Genomic DNA, 18,877 nt, shown 5'->3' on the forward strand with positions numbered 1-18,877 from the left:
GCGACACGTTGTCTTCGGACACGTCCTTCTCGCTACGTTCCTCAAGATCAGGACCTCAAGACAGGAAAATGCCCATGAGCGCATCCACAGACGCGTCGACGCCTTCCGGTGGCGCCGCGCACCCACGCCTGGCGGAGTTGGCCCTGGCGCTGGGCGGCTTCGGTATCGGTACCGGTGAATTCGTCATCATGGGGTTGATGGGCCGTGTCGCCGACGATCTTCAGGTGGCGGTACCCGATGTTGGCTATGCCATCAGCAGTTACGCGCTCGGCGTCGTCGTCGGCGCGCCGATCATTTCGGCCCTGGCGGCACGACTGCCCAAGCGGGCGCTTTTGATCGGGCTTATGCTGCTGTTCGCCCTCGGCAACTTCGCCAGCATCATGGCGCCGCATTTCGGCACCTTCGTCGGGCTACGTTTCATCGCCGGCTTGCCGCACGGCGCCTACTTCGGTGTTGCGGCGCTAGTGGCCGCGGCGGCGGTGCCCGTCGATCAACGCGCCCGGGCGGTGGCGCGCGTCATGACCGGGCTGACCGTGGCGATTCTGATCGGCGCGCCGCTGGCCACCTGGGTGGGCAATTTGATCGGCTGGCAGGCGGCCTTCGCCGGCGTGGGCGGCATCGCGCTGCTGACGGCGCTGATGGTGCGTCTGTGGGTGCCGTATCAGCCCGCCGACCGTCAGGCCAGTCCCAAGCGCGAGTTGGGCGCGATGATCAAACCACGTGTACTGTTCACGCTGGGCGTGGCCTGTTTCGGATGCGGCGGGATGTTCGCGGTGTTCAGTTATGTCATGCCCACGCTCACCGAGCAGGCCGGCATGGCTGAGTCGCTGGGGCCGCTGGTGCTGGCGATTTTCGGGGTGGGCACCATCCTGGGTAATTTCGCCGGCGCGCGTATCGCCGACTGGAACCTCCTGCGCGGCATTCCGATCATCCTGCTGTGGGTGGCCTGTGTGCAGGGCGGCTTCTACTTCGCCGCCAACTCGGTGTGGACAGGCTTCTTGTTCGTGGCACTGGTCGGGACCAGCATGGCCGTCGCCCCCGCCATGCAGACTCGGTTGATGGACGTCGCCGAAGACGCCCAGACCATGGCCGCTTCGCTCAATCACGCCGCCTTCAATATGGCCAACGCGCTCGGCGCCTGGCTGGCCGGCGTGACCATCAAGGCGGGGCTGGCGTGGTCATCCACCGGCCTGGTCGGCACCTCGTTGGCCCTGCTGGGCATCGCGATCTTCGCCACCGGCCGCTGGCTGGAAAAGCGCGAGGCATTGCAGCAGCCCGCCGTCTCGTCATAAGGCAACAAGCGCTGGGGTGTTTCGATACATCCCCAGCGGCTATATCGCCCTTCGGTGCGCCATGGCGAGCGAGTAGTGCTCAACTGTGCTCACGGATGTATTCCTTGAGTGCCTGATTGATGCGGCTTTGCCAGCCAGGGCCATCGGCTTTGAAGGATTCAACGACCTCGGGGTCAAGGCGCATCGTCACACGCTGCTTGACCTTGTTGGCCTTGGGTCGTCCGCGCTTGACCAAGGTATCACCCCGGTACTCGTCTGCGGTTTCGAAGAAAGTGTCGTCGAGTTCCGGCGCGTCATCCGGATCAATCCAGTCGGTGCCGGTATCTTTCCTGTTCGCGTTCATTGGCTTTCCTCATGGAAATGATGCGATGAGCCTCGTCGCGTGGTGTCCATACGATAACCACCATACGTCCCATTAACGTGCCCACTGTGATGTAACGGTCTTCGCCGTAATCCTTGCGGTCGTCTGGCAAGGTGAAGTGGTGGCCGGCAAACACGTCGGCGGCATCGGCGAAGTCGATCCCTCTAGCCTGGAGAGTCTTGGCACGCTTGTGGGCGTCGAAGGTTATGTCCATGTTTTTATTGTATGTACAAAAATGACTGAACGCCAAGATATTCTCGGCGCGGGGTGATTCCACGGAGTTCCATCGCATGGAAAAGTTTAAGTTTTTCCTTATGATTGCCGATGGTCCTTTAGGGCATGTGTTACTCAGCCGCATCGTAAGGTAAACATGCTCGTGATATTGCGCGGAGCTGAGTCAGTGAAACCACCAGAATGGACGTCGTGGAGAAAGCGCTATGTCGGGGATGGAAGATGGGGGTGTAGTACGAGAAAAGGGTAAATTCGCGGTGCTTGGGTTTGCGTTGTCATGCCGTCTGCAGGAAGTGTCACATGAGGATGCGTCGCGGTTTCTCGATGCGCTGGAGGCACAACTCGAATCGCGCGGCATGATCATGGGCGGTGGGGTCGACGCGGATCGGCTGGATGTCTTCGTCCTGCCGCGCAAAGACGCTGACGCTACTGATAGCGACCGCCTCGCGCTGGCCGAGTGGCTCGATCGACAGCCGCTATGCATGGAAGTGGCGGCGGGCGATTGGGTAGATGCCTACGGGGTGGAGTAGTACTCGCGGTTCAAGAGCCTCTGACTCCGGCCGAGTGTCGATTCGATTGTCGGTTCGGCCCAAGACGCAATGGCCCGAGTCATCTTGCGATGCCTCGGGCCATCGAGATCACGCCTTGGGAAGGGACGCAAAGGTAACGTCGGTCGCAGCCAGTGCCTGGTCAATAGTTAGACCTCGACGCTCAGCGTCACGTCGATATTGCCCGGGTAGCGTCTATTCGTTCACGCCACCGATCCCAGGCCGGCCGGGGTTCCAGCGATTCAAGCAAATAATCGAGAAACGCGCGCACCTTGCGGGTTCGCAGGCGGCGTTCGGTGGTCAGCACGTGGATATCGCGGCGCCCGGGCATGACCTCGCCGCGCCACGCTTCCAGAACGGGAACCAGCTCGCCCCGCGAGAGCGCATCATTGATCAGCCAGGTGGGAAACAGCACCAGCCCCTGTCCCATCAGCGCGGCGCGCAGCAGGCTCTCGGCGTCGTTGCTGTAGAGGTTGCCGGTGACCTCGAACGGGGTCGAACCGCTCTGCTCCGGCGCCTGGAAATACCAGCGCTGGCGCCCCATCTCGCCCTGATAGAGCAGGCAGTTGTGATCAGCCAGCGCTTCGGGGGTCTCCGGCGCGCCGTGCGCGTCGAGATAGCTCTGCGCTGCGGCGACCACGTAGTTCATCGGCGCCAGGCGCCGCGCCACCAGCGAGGAGTCGGCCAGATCGCCGACGCGAAAGGTGATGTCGTGGCCCTCGCGCACCGGGTCGACGACGTGATCGCTCAGCTGCAGCTCGACGGTGATACCGGCATGGCGGCGCTGGAAGCGATGCAGTAGCGGCACGATCTGGCGCTGACCGAAGGCGACCGGCGCGTTGATCCGCAGCACGCCGCTGGGCTCGGTGTCGGGATACGCCAGCGCTTCGGTGGCGAGATCGAGCCGTTCCAGAATCTCGCGGACTTCCTCGTAGTAGCGCCAACCCGCCTCAGTCAGCGTGACCGCGCGGGTATGTCGATACAGCAGCGGTTGCCCTAGCGACTCTTCCAGCCCACGGATCTGGCGGGATATCGATGACACCGCACGGTGAAAGTGTCGCGCAGTGGCGGTGAAGCTGCCGGTGGCGGCGACCCGCTCGAACACGCGCAGGGCATTGAGATCTATCGTGTTGCGATCCATTGAATTGAAATTCATCGAGTTGCGTCTCGTGCAATAAAGATTTGCGACGCTTTAGATTGTAGCAATGATCGAAGCCTACCAGACTCTCCCCATCGACTCGGCATCGGCGCCGAGTCCCTGTCCGTTTTCGAGGAGGATATCGATCATGCGTAAAGGCACTGCATTGGTTGTAGGCGCCACCGGGATCACCGGCGGCAATCTGGCATCTTATCTAGTGGCCAGCGGCTGGACCGTCTACGGTCTGTCACGTCGCGCCACCGAGCAGAGCGGCGTGATTCCCGTCACCGCCGATCTGCTGGACAAGCCGGGCACCGAGCAGGCGCTGGCTGGTCTGCCGATCACTCACGTCTTCTACTGCACCTGGATTCGTCGCGACAACGAGAAGGCCAACGTCGAAGCCAACAGCCAGATGATGCGCAACCTGTTCGCCGCGCTCGACAGCGACAAGCTGGATCACGCCTCGCTGGTGACTGGCACCAAGCAGTATCTGGGCTCGTTCGAGGCCTATGGCAGCGGGCGCACCGAGACGCCATTCCGTGAATCCGAGCCGCGCGTGCCGGGCGACAACTTCTACTATGCGCTGGAAGACGTGCTGTTCGAAGCTGCCGAGCGCCACGGCTTCGCCTGGAACGTGCATCGTCCGCACACCGTGATCGGCTATGCCCGCGGCAACGCCATGAACATGGGCACGACGATTGCTGTCTACGCCTCGATCTGCAAGGCAACCGGCCAGCCGTTCGTGTTCCCCGGCTCGCAGACCCAGTGGAACGCGCTCACCGACATGACCGATGCGCTGGTGCTGGCGCGCCAGATGGAATGGGCCGCGACCACGCCGGGCGCCGCCAACCAGGCGTTCAATACGGTCAATGGCGACGTCTTCCGCTGGCGCCGGATGTGGCGCGAGATCGGCGAGTACTTTGGTCTTGAAGTTCAGGGTCCCGAAGCCTCGGACGACCCGGATACGATGCAGCCGCTGGAAGTGCAGATGGCAGGCATCGAATCGACCTGGCGCGAGATCGCCGCGAAGCACGACCTGGTCGAGCCGGATATCAGCAAGCTTGCGTCCTGGTGGCATACCGATGCCGATCTGGGCCGCGATCAGGAGTGCGTCAACGACACTACCAAGTCTCGCGACTTCGGTTTCGATCACTTCCGGGAAACGCGCGCAGCGTTCTTGGATCTATTCGCGCGCCTGCGTGCCGAGAAGATCATTCCCTGATCCGGTCTCGTCGATCATTTTTTGATCGGCTGCAGGTCTTAATCGACGGCAGGTCTGTGTCGATGAAAGCCAGAAAACCGGCGTCTTCTCGGCGCCGGTTTTCGTCGTCATGATCCCGCTGAAACCGTAACGCCTTCTCGCCCGAGTACTTCCGTTCGTTAGCGCCTCAACTCAGCCGCTGCATGTAGTCGACGTAACCGAAGGTCTTGACCGTGCGCACTTCGCGGCTGGTTTCGTCGACCCGGCAGATCGACGGCAGGCGGATGCCGTTGAAGGTGGTGTTCTTGACCATGGTGTAGTGGGCCATGTCGGTGAACACCAGCCGGTCGCCGATGGCGAGCGGCTGGTCGAACGCGTAGTCGCCGATCACGTCGCCGGCCAGGCAGGTGGTACCGCCCAAACGGTAGGTATAGGCCTTCTCACCGGGCTTGGCACCACCGATGACCTCGGGTCGGTAGGGCATCTCCAGTACGTCCGGCATGTGCGCCGTGGCGGACGTGTCCAGAATCGCGATCGGGCCATCGTTGTCGACGATATCCAGCACGCTGCAGACGAGATAACCCGTGTTCAGTGCGATCGCTTCGCCCGGTTCCAGGTAGACCTCGAGATGCGGGTAGCGTGCCTTGAAGTCGCGAATCAGCCGCACCAGCCGCTCCACATCGTAGTCGCCGCGGGTGATGTGATGGCCGCCACCGAAGTTGACCCAGCGCAGTTGCGGAAGGTATTGGCCGAATCGGGCCTCGAAGGCGTCGAGCGTGGCTTCCAGCGCATCGCTGTTCTGCTCGCACAGCGCATGGAAGTGCAGGCCTTCCAGCCCATCGAGGTCGTCCGGCGCGAGGTTGGCCGCGCGCGTGCCGAGCCGCGATCCCGGCGCGCAGGGGTCGTAGAGGGCAACCTCGCCGGTCGAGTGCTCGGGATTGACCCGCAGCCCGCACGAGATGTTGCGCGGCGCTGAGGCGACCATGTCGCGAAAGCGCCGCCACTGGCCCGGCGAGTTGAAACTCAGGTGATCCGCGTAGCGCAGCACCACGTCCATCTCCGGCGCGGTGAACGCCGGCGAATAGACGTGGACCTCGCCGCCGAAGTGATCAAAGCCGAGGCGAGCTTCGTCCTGCCCGCTGGAGGTGGTGCCCACCAAGTACTGGCTTATCAGCGGAAAGGCGTCCCACATGGCGAAGCCCTTCAGCGCCAGCAGGATCTTCGCCCCACTGCGTGCCTGGACCTCCTCGAGAAGTTCCAGGTTGCGCCGCAGCAGGGCGTCGTCGACCACGTAGGCCGGCGACGGGCAGGCCCCAATGTCGAACGGATAAGCGTCGAACGGGTATGTCGCTTCCGCCATCACGAATCCGCCAGCGGATCGTCGTCGGGATCGAGCTCGACCATCTGCCACGGCAGGCCCATGTCGCCGATGCGCTCCATGAACGGATCGGGGTCGAGCTGCTCGACATTGTAAACGCCGTCGCCCTTCCAGATCCCCTGGAGCATCAGCATTGCGCCGGTCACCGCGGGTACGCCGGTGGTGTAGGAGATCGCCTGGGACTTGACCTCCTGGTAGCTTTTCTCGTGGTCGCTGATGTTGTAGATGTAGACCTTGCGACGCTTGCCGTCCTTGATGCCGTCGAGGATCACGCCGATGTTGGTCTTGCCCTTGGTGCGCGGGCCGAGTGACGCGGGATCGGGCAGCACCGACTTGAGGAACTGCAGCGGCGAGATATCGCAGCCGTTGACGTTAATCGGCTCGATGCTGGTCATGCCGACGTTTTCCAGCACCTTGAGATACGTCAGATATTTCTCGGAGAAGGTCATCCAGAAGCGGATACGCTCGATGCCCTTGATGTTCTGTGCCAGCGATTCCAGCTCCTCGTGGTAGAGCAGGTAGATGTCCTTCTCGCCGATGCCGTCGAAGTCGAAGGTGCGCTTCTCGGCCAGCGGCGCGGTCTCCTTCCACTCGCCTTTCTCCCAGTAGCGGCCATTCGCGCTGATCTCGCGAATGTTGATCTCGGGGTTGAAGTTGGTGGCGAACGGGTAGCCGTGATCGCCGCCGTTGGCATCCAGGATGTCGATTCGATGGATTTCGTCGAACAGGTTCTTCTGGCCGTAGGCACAGTAGATGTTGGTCATGCCGGGGTCGAAGCCGCAGCCCAGCGTGGCCATGTTGCCGGCCTTGGCGAAGCGCTCCTGGAACGCCCACTGCTCCTTGTACTCGAACTTGGCCTCGTCCGGATGCTCGTAGTTGGCGGTGTCCAGATAGGGCACGCCGGTGCGCAGGCAGGCTTCCATGATGGTCAGGTCCTGATAGGGCAGGGCCACATGGATCAGCACGTCGGGTTGGAAGGACTCAATCAGCGCGATAAGCGCCTCGACGTCATCGGCGTCGACCTGGGCGGTCTGGATGGGGCGATCCAGTTGGTCCGCGATCGCCTTGCACTTCGCTTCGTTGCGACTGGCCAGACAGATTTCGTGGAACACCTCGGGGTGCTGCGCGCACTTGTGAGTCACCACACCACCGACGCCACCGGCGCCAATAATCAAGGCTTTGCTCATGGGGTTCGGATCCAGATCGGGGAAATGGAAAGGAATGACGATAAAGGGCCAATGATCGCATTCTGGAGGCTGGTCGCAAGGGGGTTTGGCGTCAAGCCCGAGACGCAAGGCGTCTCGCGTTCAGTTCAGAAACGCGAACTTCTCGCGCAACTGCTCCTAGTGGGCGCGCGAGCTCGATCAGGCGCTGCTGTTGCTCGAGGCTGATGGCATGCTGGCTGGCATGCGAGTCTCCTGGGTCGTTGGTCTCTCTCCTAGAGTATCCGATTCCGGCGCCGGGGGCCGTCTCGCCGCCCCATCACTCCGTGCCCTGTGTCGACGCCACCTGCCGATCACGCCCGGCGCCCAGCGCCATGGCCAGCGCGCCCAGCGCAATCGCGCTCACCAGAAACCCCACCACGTTCCAGCCCCCGCTCCAGTCATGCAGCACGCCGACCAGCAGCGGCCCCATCGCCGCCAGGGTGTAGCCGATGCCCTGGGCCATCGCCGAGAGGCTGGCGGCGGTGGTGGCATCCGGCGCGCGTAGCGCCAGTAGCGTCAGCGCCATGCTGAACGTACCGCCTTGGCCCAAGCCCAGCACCACGATCCACAGCCAGATGATTTCGATCGGGGCGTAGAGGCAACCCAGCAGCCCGGTCAGAGTAAGTGTCATTACGCCGATCAGCACCGCCCGCTGGTCGCGCATGCGGCTGCCGATCCATGGCGCCAGGATCGCCGTGGTCACCTGCAGCAGAATCGATACCGACAGTGCCAGCCCCGCAGTGACTGCCGCCAACCCGCGGTCCTGCAGGATCGTCGGCAGCCAGCCGAACACGATATAGGCCAGCGACGACTGCAGCCCCATGAACAGCGACACCTGCCACGCCAGCGAATCATGGCGCAGCCGCGCGCCGCGACGCGCAGGAACGCGAGTGGGTTTGGTGCCCTTGAGCTGTGGCAGCCAGAACAACGCGGCGATCACCGCCGGCAGCAACCAGAATGCCAGCGCACCCTGCCAAGGACTCTGTGCAGCGTCTTGCCAAAGCCCACCCAACGCCTGACGCAGCGGCTCGGTGGTGCCCGCGGCAGCGGAAGCACCGAGGTTGAGCGCCACGGTATAGAGGCCGGTCATGATGCTGACGCGACGGGGGAAATCCCGTTTGACGATGCCCGGCAGCAACACCCCGACGACCCCGATACAACCACCGGCGACCGCCGTGCCCAGGAACAGCCCCGCCGTGCCGATATAGGGCCGCACGAGCAACGCCACCGCCAATACCAGCAGCGCGGCGAACACGCTGCGCTCCGGGCCGATGCGTCGCACCATGCGTGGCGCCAGCGGCGCAGCGATCCCCAGAAACAGCACCGGCAGCGTGGTCAGAATGCCCTGCCAACTGGATGAGAGCGCCAGCGCCTCACCGATGCTGCCGAGTACCGGCGCAACACTGGTCAGTGCCGGGCGTAGGTTGAGCGCTACCAGCAGCAGCGCGACGAGAGTCAGAACGCCCCGGCGGGGCATCGCGGAAGTCGACAAGAGGACCATCCTTGGAAATCGAAAGGTATTGCGTCACGGCGGCAAAGCCGAGGACGCAAGGGTAGCCGATTACGGCCCAAACAGGGACGCTTCTACGCCCATAGTCGAGGGTGGATAGTGATTTTGACTCTATGGGTGGCGGTTGGCCGTGGTGGTGTTTTGCTCGCTGTACGTCGGCTGCGGACGGCGAGGGCCAAAAACGAAAAGGTTGACTCTAGGAGTGCGATTCGGCGTGTTAGCGGATTAACGATTCAGATATGCTGAAAGCATAAGTAATTATGAGTAAGTAACAAACAGCAGAGACTGCAGTAGGCAACGGAGGGGTGATGAGAGGCTCTGAGCTACCAGACTCGGCGAATTTCGATTTTCTGGCCGAGCATGATGCACTGTTCTTACAGCTTGCCTCGGCGGCCGAGCGAGCATTCTCAAGCGACCCAAATACCACCTTAATCAAGTTGCGCCAGCTCGGTGAGGCCATTGCGCAGCATATCGCGGCGCTCACGGGGGTCGAGTTTGACGAGCAGGTCACCCAGGTAGACTTGCTCTATCGGCTTAACCGCGAACTGCGGCTGGAACCCGCTGTACGTGAACTGTTTCACACCCTGCGCATTGAGGGTAATAGGGCGAACCATCAGTTCAGGACCTTGCACAAGGAAGCGATGGATGGACTGAAGATCGCTCGCTCCCTAGCGATCTGGTTCCATCAATCTTTTGGTAAAGCCGGCACGCAATTCAAGGCCGGACCCTTTGTGCCACCAGCAGATCCCAGTGGCCAGCTACGGCAGCTACAGGTCGATATCGAAATGCTCAAGCACGAGCTGCAGCAGGCAAACGTGCAACTCGATTCGAGCCAACAGCTCAATGAATTAATAGCCAAGGAAAGAGCCGAGTACGAAGAGCTGGCGTTGGCAATGGATGAAGAATCTCGCGAGAAGGCGCAGGAAGCAAAGGGCCACGAGCAGGCCCTGGCAGCGCAGCAGAAAGCCTACGAACAGAAGATCCATAAGCTGCAGCAGCAGTTGTTGCAGCAGGATGCATCGAAGGTGTCTTCGCAGCGTCAACAGGTCACGCAGCAGACGCAGGCCGCTAGCCAGCAGATCGTGCTGAATGAGGAGCTGACCCGAATTCTGATCGATCAACAGTTGGTAGAAGCGGGTTGGGAAGCCGACACGCAGACGCTGACCTATAAAAAGGGCATCAGACCGGAAAAAGGCGTCAATCGCGCCATTGCCGAATGGCCTACTAAAGGCCATGAAAAAGCCGATTATGTGCTGTTCCATGGCTTGACGCCTCTGGCAGTCGTGGAAGCCAAGAAAGAAAATATCAACGTCGCCGGCAAGATCGGTCAGGCGGAACGCTACAGCCGAGGCCTAACGATCACCCCGCCTTTGACCGGCGCCTGGGAACTGGCGGGCCGGACGATTGCCTGGGCAGATGAAGCCGAAGGGCATTACAAGGTACCGTTCGTCTACTCCTGCAACGGCCGACCTTACGTACCCCAACAGTTGGAACAGTCCGGCACCTGGTTCCGCGACGTACGCGAGCCCAGCAATCTCAAGCGTGCCTTGCAGGCCTTTCATTCGCCCGAGGGCCTACTAGACCAACTCAAGCGCAGTAAAGCCGAGGCCGAGCAACAGCTGGCGCAGGAGCCCTTTGGCTACCTCGGGCTGCGTAACTATCAGGAAAAGGCCATCGTCGCGACGGAAAACCGCCTGGCGCAGGGCGTGCGTCAGGCGCTGCTGGCCATGGCGACTGGCACTGGCAAGACACGCACGGTCATCGGCTTGATGTACCGGTTCCTCAAGGCGGAGCGCTTCAAGCGGATTCTGTTTCTGGTGGATCGCACTGCGCTGGGTGAACAGGCCCTGGGTGCCTTCGAAGAGGCTAAACTCGAGCAGAACCACACACTCTCGACCATCTACAACGTCGCTGAACTAGGCGATATGGCGGCGGAAGCCGAAACCCGCGTTCAGGTCGCCACGGTACAGGCGATGGTTAAACGCATCTTTGCCAGTGACGCGCCACCCCCGGTGGATCAATTCGATTGCATCATCATCGACGAAGCCCACCGCGGCTACACGCTAGATCAGGAGATGACCGAGGGCGAGCTGGCGACACGTGAGGCGCGTCAGTATCTCTCCAGCTATCGGCGGGTGCTCGAATACTTCGATGCGGTGAAGATCGCCCTGACCGCAACGCCCGCTCGGCATACCAGCGAAATATTCGGCAAGCCGGTCTACACCTACTCCTACCGTGAAGCGGTCGCCGATGACTGGCTGATCGACCACGAGCCGCCCGTGCGTTATGAAACGCTGCTGACGCAGAAAGGGATCACCTTCGAGAAGGGCGAAACCGTTCACGCCATCAACACGCAGACCGGCGAATTGGAAACCGCCGAGCTGGAGGATGAGCTCAGCTTCGAGGTCGATGCCTTCAACCGCAGCGTGCTCAACCCGAACTTCAATCGCGTCATCTGCGAAGAACTGGCCAAGGAGCTGGATCCCTTTGGCGACGAGAAAGCACTAATATTCTGCGCCTCCGACCGTCATGCCGACGAGGTCAAGCGCCAGTTGGATACGGCGTTCAAGGCGGTTTACGACACTGACTACTCCCAGGCCGCGGTGGAAAAAATCACTGGCAAGAGTGACAAGGCCAATCAGCTGATTCGTCGGTATAAAAATGAGCGCTATCCCAATATCGCGATCACCGTCGATCTGCTGACGACAGGTATCGACGTGCCCGCAATTTGCCATCTGGTGTTCATGCGTCGGGTGAAGTCGCGCATTCTGTATGAACAGATGATCGGCCGCGCTACGCGGCGCTGCGATGAGATCGGCAAGACCGTATTCCGCATTTACGATCCGGTGGATATCTACGCCGCGCTGGCCGAGGTCAGCACCATGAAGCCGCTGGTCAAAGATCCCAATGTGACACTCGAGCAGCTGACCGATGAGCTAACGGACCCCGATCGACTCGAGCAGGCGTTGAATACACCTGGTGAGCAGCCGGACGAAAGTCAGGCCCACGTGGTGCTCAGCCAGCTCAGCCAGAAGCTGATGCGCGTGCTGCGCAAGGCGGAAAACACTGCCGAGCACAAACCGGCGGTGCGTCAGAAGCTCGATGAACTGGAAGGACTGTGGGAAGTGCCGCCCAAGTCACTGCACAAGCATCTGCTCGAACTGGGACCGGTCAAGGCCGCCGAGTTCGTCCAGCAGCATTCGGGATTGCTCCATCAACTGGCGGATGTGAAAGCGTTAATGGGCAGCGAGCGCATGCCGCTGATCTCCGAACACGAAGACGAAATTCGTGAACGCACCCAAAGCTACGGCGTACACAATCGGCCAGAAGACTATCTGGATAGCTTTAACCAGTTCATTCGTGAACAGGTCAATGAGTCATCGGCGCTGGCGGTTGTCGTGAATCGACCGGTCGACCTCACCCGTGAGCAACTCAGAGAGGTGAAGCTGCTGCTGGATCAGAACGGCTACTCGGAAGCGCGTCTGCAGACTGCCGTGCGCAACCAGACCAACCAGGATATCGCCGCCAGCATCATCGGCCATATCCGTCGTGCCGCACTAGGGGAGGCACTGGTGCCGTTTGAGCAGCGAGTGAATACGGCCATGGAGCGTATTTATAGCCAGCATGCCTGGACACCCGTTCAGCGCAGGTGGTTAGAGCGACTGGCAAAACAGCTGACACATGAAGTCGTTCTCGACCGTGACGCCATTAACCGCATGCCCGCATTCTCCGGCGGTGCCCGCCGATTGGATAAGGTGTTGGACGACCAGCTCGATACAGTGCTGGAAAGTATGAATGACGCCTTATGGGCCGAACGACATGCATAACTAAAGCGGTTTTTTTGCAGGTCGCGGCGTTCGTGTCGAGATTTCGGGTTTTTCTATATACGAAGCCTCGACATGTCGATACCATCGACATGATATTTCTCTCATGTCGATTTGTTGGATATTGGCGTACATGACATCGTTTATATATCGATTGGATCGACTGGATCTGTTTTGACGCTTCTTGCGCGAGTTTCCCATGCCCTGGCAGCCTGCAACGCCTTTCAACGCTATACCTCCCTTGCCACCCGAGCACGGGCATATCGAGACGACGGCCATTCTCAAAGCGTGTATCGAAGCTCGCGCGGCGCTGGCAGAACTGAAGCAGGCAGGGGAACTGTTGCCGGATCAGGGGCTATTGATCAACCTGCTGCCGATGCTCGAAGCGCGAGACAGCTCTGAAATCGAGAACATCGTCACCACCACCGACAGGCTGTTTCAGTTTGCAGAGGAAGGCACGCTTGCAGATCCTGCCACCAAGGAAGCGCTGCGCTATCGCACGGCGCTTTATGAGGGCTTTCGCGGGATTCAATCGCGTCCGCTGACCGTTGGCACGGCGGAGACCATCTGCAGCACGCTGAAAGGCGTCGAGATGAGCATACGCAAGGTGCCAGGCACGACGCTCAGCAATCAGCTCACCGGCGAGGTGATCTACACGCCCCCGGTGGGGGAACCCCTGCTGCGTGACTTGCTCGGAAATTGGGAGCAATTCCTGCACGCCGAGGATGACCTGGATCCTTTGGTGAGAATGGCCGTCGCGCACTACCAGTTCGAAGCGATCCACCCGTTTCTGGATGGCAATGGCCGCACCGGGCGCATTCTCAACATTTTGTTCCTCATCGAGCGGAACCTGCTGACGCTGCCGAGTCTCTACCTGAGCCGCTATATCGTCCGCCACAAGGCCGACTACTACCGCTTACTACTGGCCGTATCCGCTCGCGACGATTGGGAGCCATGGATTCTGTTCATGCTGGCGGCGGTCGAACAGACGGCGCGTTGGACCACGGACAAGATCACCGCAATCCGGCGCCTGATGGGCGAGACGCGCGAGCGCATTCAGCAGGCGCTACCCAAACTCTATAGTCACGAGTTGCTGCACTTGATCTTCGAGCAGCCCTACTGCCGGATCGGCAACCTCGTCGAGCGCGATATCGCCAAACGCCAGACCGCCTCGGTCTATCTCAAGCAGTTGTCAGGTATCGGTGTATTGGAAGCGCGCCAAGCCGGTAAAGAGAAACTCTTCATCAACGCCCCGCTCATGGCTCTGATGCGCGACGACGGCTAGCCATATTGCCTGAAAGTTAGTGCGTCGCCACAGCGGCGGCTTTATTCACGAATTAGCGAGACCCCATGTCCAACAACGACATTGTTCAAAAGCTCTGGAACCTCTGTGACGTGCTGCGAGACGACGGCATCAACTACTCCGATTACGTCACCGAGCTGGTGTTGCTGCTTTTCATCAAAATGGTTCATGAGGTTCACGAAAACACCGAAGCCGGAACACTGGAGCGCCATCCGCTGCCGGAAGGCTGCCGCTGGACCGATCTCAACGGCAAGTCCGGGATCAACCTTCTGGATGACTACAAGCGCATCCTACTGAGCCTCTCAAGTGGCCGGAACAGCAGCGGCCATTTGGTACACACCGACCCGCTGATCAGCGCCATTTACACCGACGCCCAAACACGCCTGCGCGAGCCGCGCCATCTGGAACAGATGATCAAGGCGCTCGATGGTATTGACTGGTTCAGCGTCCAGCAGGATGGCCTGGGTGATCTCTACGAGGGCCTGCTGGAAAAGAACGCCAACGAGACCAAGTCCGGTGCCGGGCAGTACTTCACCCCGCGTCGGCTGATCGACTCCATGGTGCGCTGTTTGAAGCCGCAGGCTGGGGAAACCGTGCAGGACCCTGCCGCCGGAACGGCGGGCTTTCTGATCGCGGCGGATCGCTACATCAAGGATCAGACCGACGACCTGTTCGATCTCGAGGCCCGACAGCAGGCGTTCCAGAAGCACGAGGCCTTTACTGGGATCGAGCTGGTGCCCGGCACGCGCCGGCTGGCGCTGATGAACTGCCTGCTTCACGGCATGGAAGGCGATAACGAGGGTGTGGTGCACTTGGGTAACGCCTTGGGCGATGCCGGTAAATCTTTGGCCAAGGCCGACGTGATTCTGGCTAACCCGCCCTTCGGCACTGCCAAGGGCGGCGAGGCGAGCATTACCCGAGACGACCTGACGTTCAAAACCAGCAACAAGCAGCTCGCTTTTCTGCAGCATATCTACCGCAACCTCAAACCCGGTGCGCGCGCCGCCGTGGTGCTACCGGACAACGTGCTGTTCGAGGCTGGCGTGGGGACCGACGTGCGTCGCGACCTTATGGACAAGTGCAACCTGCACACCCTCCTGCGCCTGCCCACCGGCATCTTCTACGCCCAGGGCGTCAAAACCAATGTGCTGTTCTTTACCAAAGGATCGGCCAAGGACAAATACCAGGATACCGGCTGCACCGAGAACGTCTGGGTCTACGACCTGCGCACCAATATGCCGAGCTTCGGCAAGCGCACCCCGTTCGGGGAGCAGCACCTGAAACCGTTCGAGGCGGTGTATGGCGACGACCCCAACGGCCAGAGCCCGCGACAGGAAGGCGAGTGGTCCTTCAACGCCGAAGAAATCGCCGTCGATGCTGAGGCGTCTGAGGAAAACCAGAACGTCGACGACGACCGCCTCGCCAAATCCCGCTGGCGCTGCTTCAGCCGTGGGTGGATTCGCGACACCAAGGGCGACTCGCTGGATATCAGCTGGCTCAAGGACAAGGACAGCGTGGATGCGGCCGACCTGCCCGCGCCCGAAGTGCTGGCCGGGGAAGCCATGAGCGAACTGGTACAAGCGCTGGGCGAGCTGGACGGGCTGATGCGAGAGCTGGGCGCCGAGGAAGAGGCCGACGGGCAGCGAGTGTTATTGCAGGAGATGATGGGTGGGAGCGAATGATGTTTCAGCGTGAATTGCCCCTTGAATGGTCCTACGCGCAGCTTGGCGATGTCGTTGCTTATGGCAAAACGCAAAAATGCGTTTTAAGCGATGTCTCTGACAAGACTTGGGTGCTGGAACTGGAAGACGTAGAGAAAGAAAGCTCTAAGGTTCTCGCTCGGAAAACGGCTGCTGAGCGGCCGTTCAAAAGTACAAAGAATCTTTTTGAGAAAGGTGATGTCCTTTATGGGAAGTTGCGGCCCTATTTGAACAAGGTTGTGCTTGCAGATGCTCCCGGCGTCTGCACGACAGAAATTGTCCCTCTGAATGCCGAGCCATTTGTTCTGAATCGCTATCTCTTTTATTGGCTAAAGACCCATGACTTTCTGAGTTACGTCACTGGAGTTAGCTACGGCGTTAACATGCCTCGCCTGGGGACTAAAGACGGTGTTGTAGCGCCAATGGTCCTCGCTCCTCTCGCCGAACAAAAGGTCATCGTCGACAAGTTAGACACCCTGCTGGCGCAGGTGGGCAACACCAAAGCCCGGCTCGAGCGCATTCCCGAGATACTCAAACGCTTTCGTCAATCCGTGCTCGCGGCGGCGGTGAGTGGGCGGTTGACGGAGGAATTTCGACGGAGCTCTTATCTTCCTGAAGCTGTCGCTGGCTCATTCATGGATTTTTTTGATATCCAAGGTGGGACCCAGCCCCCCAAATCCTCTTTCATCAGTGAGCCTAGAGAGGGCTATGTTAGGCTTCTCCAAATAAGAGATTTTGGTGACAAAGAAGTGCCTACATACGTCCCTGATGCTAACAGTTTAAAGAAATGCGATGATGACGACGTATTACTGGGAAGATATGGAGCTTCCATAGGAAGAGTTTGCTCAGGAAAAGCCGGTGCTTACAATGTGGCTTTAGCAAAAATTATTTCTTTAGAAAATATTTCTTCGGTTTTTTTAAAAATTTTGGTCTCCTCGCCGTCTTTTTTTTCTTCTGTTAACAATTTTCAAAGATCAGCCCAAAATGGGTTTAATAAAAAAGACTTGGCTACTATAAATGTAAATATTCCGTGCCTAGAAGAACAAACCGAAATAGTCCGCCGCGTCGATCAGCTCTTCGCCTACGCCGATACCATCGAGCAGCAGGTCAATAGCGCCCTTGAGCGCGTCAATCAACTCTCCCAGTCCATCCTCGCCAAGGCGTTTCGCGGCGAACTGACCGCCCAGTGGCGCGAGGACAACCCTGAGCTGATCAGCGGTGAGAACAGCGCCGAGGCGCTGCTCGAGCGCATCAAGGCAGAGCGCGAAGCCATAAAAAGACAGCCCAAACAACCCAAGCGCACTGCGGGGAAAAAAAATACAGGTAGCAGCATGAGCAAACAAGTTATCAAAGTGGTTGAAGCCTTAAAGCAAGCAGGCACCCCGCTGAGCGGACAACAGCTTTTAGCTGCGGCGGGTTACCCCAGTAACAGCAAAACGGAAGAGTTGGAACAATTCTTTCTGGATATCCGGCAAGCCCTAAGTCACGATAAATCCATCGTGAAACTTGAGCGCAGTGAGGATGGGCAAGACTGGTTTTCCTTGGCTGAAGATGCTACCAATGAATAAAGCGAAACGCTAATAGGGGGCAACCTTTGAAAGTCGATAAACTTCATGTTCGCTCACGCTTTAAAAACCTTGAAGACGTCATGGTAGATTTTGATGAAGATCATCTGATGACTGTGGTCGTTGGCCGCAATGGTTCGGGTAAGTCTAATGTGCTGGAAGCCCTAGTGGTCATATTCCGCAACCTCGATTTAGGAGAAGCGCCGCCGTTTTCTTATGAATTAGTTTATAGACTTGGCGAGCCCCAAAAAAAGCCTAGTGGCAGGTGGCTGGAGGTGACAGTTGATGCAGACCCTTCACGGAGTACATTGGCAAAGCAATATAAGGTCACAGTAAGGGATTTGTTAGACGAACAATCTACTGATTTTATTAAAGAAAAGCCAACAGGCAAAGCGGTGCCCCTTTCAAAGATAAAACGTGATAAGACTGGTAAGGCACTTTACCTGCCTAATTATGTATTTGCCTACTATTCAGGACCTAGTGACCGACTAGAAAACCACTTCAAAAAACACCGTACGGATTTTTATCGTCGTTTGTTAAAAGATGAGTTGGATTTAAAAGGGGATATTCGCTCTCTGTTCTACGCCAAGCCTCACCATAGCCAATTTGTACTGTTGGCCTTTTTTTTGTCAGAACAAGATAACGCAGAAAAAGCATTTCTACTTGAACACTTAGGAATAAAGGGGCTGGATAGCATCCATTTCGTGATGCGTCAACCTGGTTGGGCCACCAAAAAAGGAGAACTTTTTTGGGGCGCTCGGGGAGTTGTGCGTCGTTTTCTAGAAGAACTTATTAAATACACATTGTCACCGATAAAAGTAACTAGGCCTGAAGATACATCGTTAACCGGAAACAATATTCGTAACGAGTTCTTTCATCTATTTTTACCCAATGTGGATGCACTTCGAGATTTCGCGAAAGATCTTACCGCGGACGAGTTGTTCAAAATGCTAGAAAGTACGCTGCTTTCTGAAATCATTTCCGAAGTAAGTATCAGGGTAGATGTTTCTAGTAGCGAAGAGCCTCTCACCTTCCGTGAACTTAGCGAAGGTGAACAGCAATTGCTCACGGTGCTCGGCCTGCTTAAGTTTACTGGCGGAAAAGATTCGCTGTTTTTGCTTGACGAACCTGACACCCATTTGAATCCATCTTGGGCAGTTAAATATCTAAAATTTCTGCGTGATTTTGTGCCTAATCACGAAACAAGTCACTTGCTCATGGTCACTCATCATCCCCTGGCTATCGCAGAGTTGAAAAAACAGCAAGTGCAAGTTATGAAGCATGATGATAGAAGATATATTAAGTCAAGCATGCCCGAAGAAAGCCCTAGAGGTATGGGTATTAATTTAATTTTACGTAGTGATATGTTTGGGCTTAAAACAACGCTTGATGATGATACGAATCAGAAGCTAGTCGCCAGAAATGCGTTAGCAGCAAAAGAAACGCTATCTAAAGAAAAAGTTGTTCGTGAGGAAGGACTTTTGGCGGAGGATGATGAGCAATACCTTGCTAGGCTTAATTCTGAGCTTGATCAGTTGGGGTTTAACTTGGCGACGGATGATCCTGATTATCTCGAATTTCTTTATAATAAATACTATCCCATACACGAGAGGAGTTAATA

The 18,877-nt window shown here is 58.4% G+C and carries 14 protein-coding genes; 8 read left to right on the plus strand and 6 right to left on the minus strand.

Annotation, left to right across the window (positions count from 1 at the left end; all coding sequences use genetic code 11):
• The first annotated feature begins 74 nt into the window (after positions 1–74).
• Complete coding sequence (locus L1071_RS08195) at positions 75–1,292, plus strand: MFS transporter (protein ID WP_246972074.1); 1,218 nt, start codon at positions 75–77, stop codon at positions 1,290–1,292.
• Between the two features lie 79 nt (positions 1,293–1,371).
• Here L1071_RS08195 and L1071_RS08200 read toward each other — a convergent pair whose 3' ends face one another.
• Entirely contained in the window at positions 1,372–1,635 is a 264-nt protein-coding gene (locus tag L1071_RS08200; RefSeq protein WP_246972076.1) for a BrnA antitoxin family protein, read from the minus strand.
• Positions 1,595–1,930: a BrnT family toxin gene (locus tag L1071_RS08205; RefSeq protein ID WP_246972080.1), complete on the minus strand. Its 336-nt coding sequence runs from the start codon at positions 1,928–1,930 to the stop codon at positions 1,595–1,597. The genes L1071_RS08200 and L1071_RS08205 overlap by 41 nt, the downstream gene beginning before the upstream one ends.
• A 160-nt stretch (positions 1,931–2,090) precedes the next feature.
• Here L1071_RS08205 and L1071_RS08210 point away from each other — a divergent pair, with 160 nt between their 5' ends.
• Positions 2,091–2,414 (plus strand): 50S ribosome-binding protein YggL, encoded by a 324-nt coding sequence (locus L1071_RS08210; protein WP_246972093.1) that lies wholly within the window; start codon positions 2,091–2,093, stop codon positions 2,412–2,414.
• Positions 2,415–2,601: 187 nt separating this feature from the next.
• On the opposite strand, the gene L1071_RS08215 is transcribed toward L1071_RS08210, so the two are convergent.
• A complete protein-coding gene (locus L1071_RS08215) occupies positions 2,602–3,558 on the minus strand; it encodes a LysR family transcriptional regulator (RefSeq protein ID WP_246973133.1) in 957 nt (318 codons plus the stop codon).
• Positions 3,559–3,718: 160 nt separating this feature from the next.
• Between L1071_RS08215 and L1071_RS08220 the strand changes: the two genes are divergently transcribed.
• A complete protein-coding gene (locus L1071_RS08220; RefSeq protein WP_246972095.1) occupies positions 3,719–4,792 on the plus strand; it encodes an SDR family oxidoreductase in 1,074 nt (357 codons plus the stop codon).
• 166 nt (positions 4,793–4,958) lie between these two features.
• On the opposite strand, the gene nspC is transcribed toward L1071_RS08220, so the two are convergent.
• The 3 genes from nspC to L1071_RS08235 form a co-directional block, all read right to left on the minus strand.
• On the minus strand, positions 4,959–6,131 hold the full coding sequence (gene nspC, locus L1071_RS08225; protein ID WP_246972107.1) for a carboxynorspermidine decarboxylase: 1,173 nt from the start codon (positions 6,129–6,131) through the stop codon (positions 4,959–4,961).
• Entirely contained in the window at positions 6,131–7,336 is a 1,206-nt protein-coding gene (locus L1071_RS08230; protein ID WP_246972109.1) for a saccharopine dehydrogenase family protein, read from the minus strand. The genes nspC and L1071_RS08230 overlap by 1 nt, the downstream gene beginning before the upstream one ends.
• A 295-nt stretch (positions 7,337–7,631) precedes the next feature.
• Positions 7,632–8,855, minus strand: a complete 1,224-nt coding sequence (locus L1071_RS08235) for a CynX/NimT family MFS transporter (protein ID WP_246972111.1) — start codon at positions 8,853–8,855, stop codon at positions 7,632–7,634.
• Between the two features lie 317 nt (positions 8,856–9,172).
• Between L1071_RS08235 and hsdR the strand changes: the two genes are divergently transcribed.
• The 5 genes from hsdR to L1071_RS08260 all read left to right on the plus strand — a co-directional run bounded on the left by hsdR (position 9,173) and on the right by L1071_RS08260 (position 18,875).
• Entirely contained in the window at positions 9,173–12,691 is a 3,519-nt protein-coding gene (gene hsdR / locus L1071_RS08240) for a type I restriction-modification system endonuclease (protein ID WP_246972113.1), read from the plus strand.
• A gap of 196 nt (positions 12,692–12,887) precedes the next feature.
• Complete coding sequence (gene fic / locus L1071_RS08245; RefSeq protein WP_246972115.1) at positions 12,888–13,973, plus strand: protein adenylyltransferase Fic; 1,086 nt, start codon at positions 12,888–12,890, stop codon at positions 13,971–13,973.
• A gap of 65 nt (positions 13,974–14,038) precedes the next feature.
• Positions 14,039–15,673, plus strand: a complete 1,635-nt coding sequence (locus tag L1071_RS08250; RefSeq protein WP_246972117.1) for a class I SAM-dependent DNA methyltransferase — start codon at positions 14,039–14,041, stop codon at positions 15,671–15,673.
• Entirely contained in the window at positions 15,673–17,259 is a 1,587-nt protein-coding gene (locus L1071_RS08255; RefSeq protein ID WP_246972130.1) for a restriction endonuclease subunit S, read from the plus strand. Before L1071_RS08250 ends, L1071_RS08255 begins: the two co-directional genes overlap by 1 nt.
• A gap of 26 nt (positions 17,260–17,285) precedes the next feature.
• Positions 17,286–18,875, plus strand: a complete 1,590-nt coding sequence (locus tag L1071_RS08260; RefSeq protein WP_246972132.1) for an AAA family ATPase — start codon at positions 17,286–17,288, stop codon at positions 18,873–18,875.
• The last annotated feature ends 2 nt before the right edge of the window (positions 18,876–18,877 follow it).

Source organism: Chromohalobacter sarecensis (assembly GCF_023061135.1).
Taxonomy (GTDB): Bacteria; Pseudomonadota; Gammaproteobacteria; order Pseudomonadales; family Halomonadaceae; genus Chromohalobacter; species Chromohalobacter sarecensis.

What these genes read in the sequence shown, in the direction of transcription:
- L1071_RS08195 (WP_246972074.1), top strand. Translation starts at nt 75, where the DNA reads ATGAGCGCATCCACAGACGCGTCGACGCCTTCCGGTGGCGCCGCGCAC.
- L1071_RS08200 (WP_246972076.1), bottom strand. Translation starts at nt 1,635, where the DNA reads ATGAACGCGAACAGGAAAGATACCGGCACCGACTGGATTGATCCGGAT.
- L1071_RS08210 (WP_246972093.1), top strand. Translation starts at nt 2,091, where the DNA reads ATGTCGGGGATGGAAGATGGGGGTGTAGTACGAGAAAAGGGTAAATTC.
- L1071_RS08220 (WP_246972095.1), top strand. Translation starts at nt 3,719, where the DNA reads ATGCGTAAAGGCACTGCATTGGTTGTAGGCGCCACCGGGATCACCGGC.
- nspC (WP_246972107.1), bottom strand. Translation starts at nt 6,131, where the DNA reads ATGGCGGAAGCGACATACCCGTTCGACGCTTATCCGTTCGACATTGGG.
- L1071_RS08230 (WP_246972109.1), bottom strand. Translation starts at nt 7,336, where the DNA reads ATGAGCAAAGCCTTGATTATTGGCGCCGGTGGCGTCGGTGGTGTGGTG.
- L1071_RS08235 (WP_246972111.1), bottom strand. Translation starts at nt 8,855, where the DNA reads ATGGTCCTCTTGTCGACTTCCGCGATGCCCCGCCGGGGCGTTCTGACT.
- hsdR (WP_246972113.1), top strand. Translation starts at nt 9,173, where the DNA reads ATGAGAGGCTCTGAGCTACCAGACTCGGCGAATTTCGATTTTCTGGCC.
- fic (WP_246972115.1), top strand. Translation starts at nt 12,888, where the DNA reads ATGCCCTGGCAGCCTGCAACGCCTTTCAACGCTATACCTCCCTTGCCA.
- L1071_RS08250 (WP_246972117.1), top strand. Translation starts at nt 14,039, where the DNA reads ATGTCCAACAACGACATTGTTCAAAAGCTCTGGAACCTCTGTGACGTG.
- L1071_RS08255 (WP_246972130.1), top strand. Translation starts at nt 15,673, where the DNA reads ATGTTTCAGCGTGAATTGCCCCTTGAATGGTCCTACGCGCAGCTTGGC.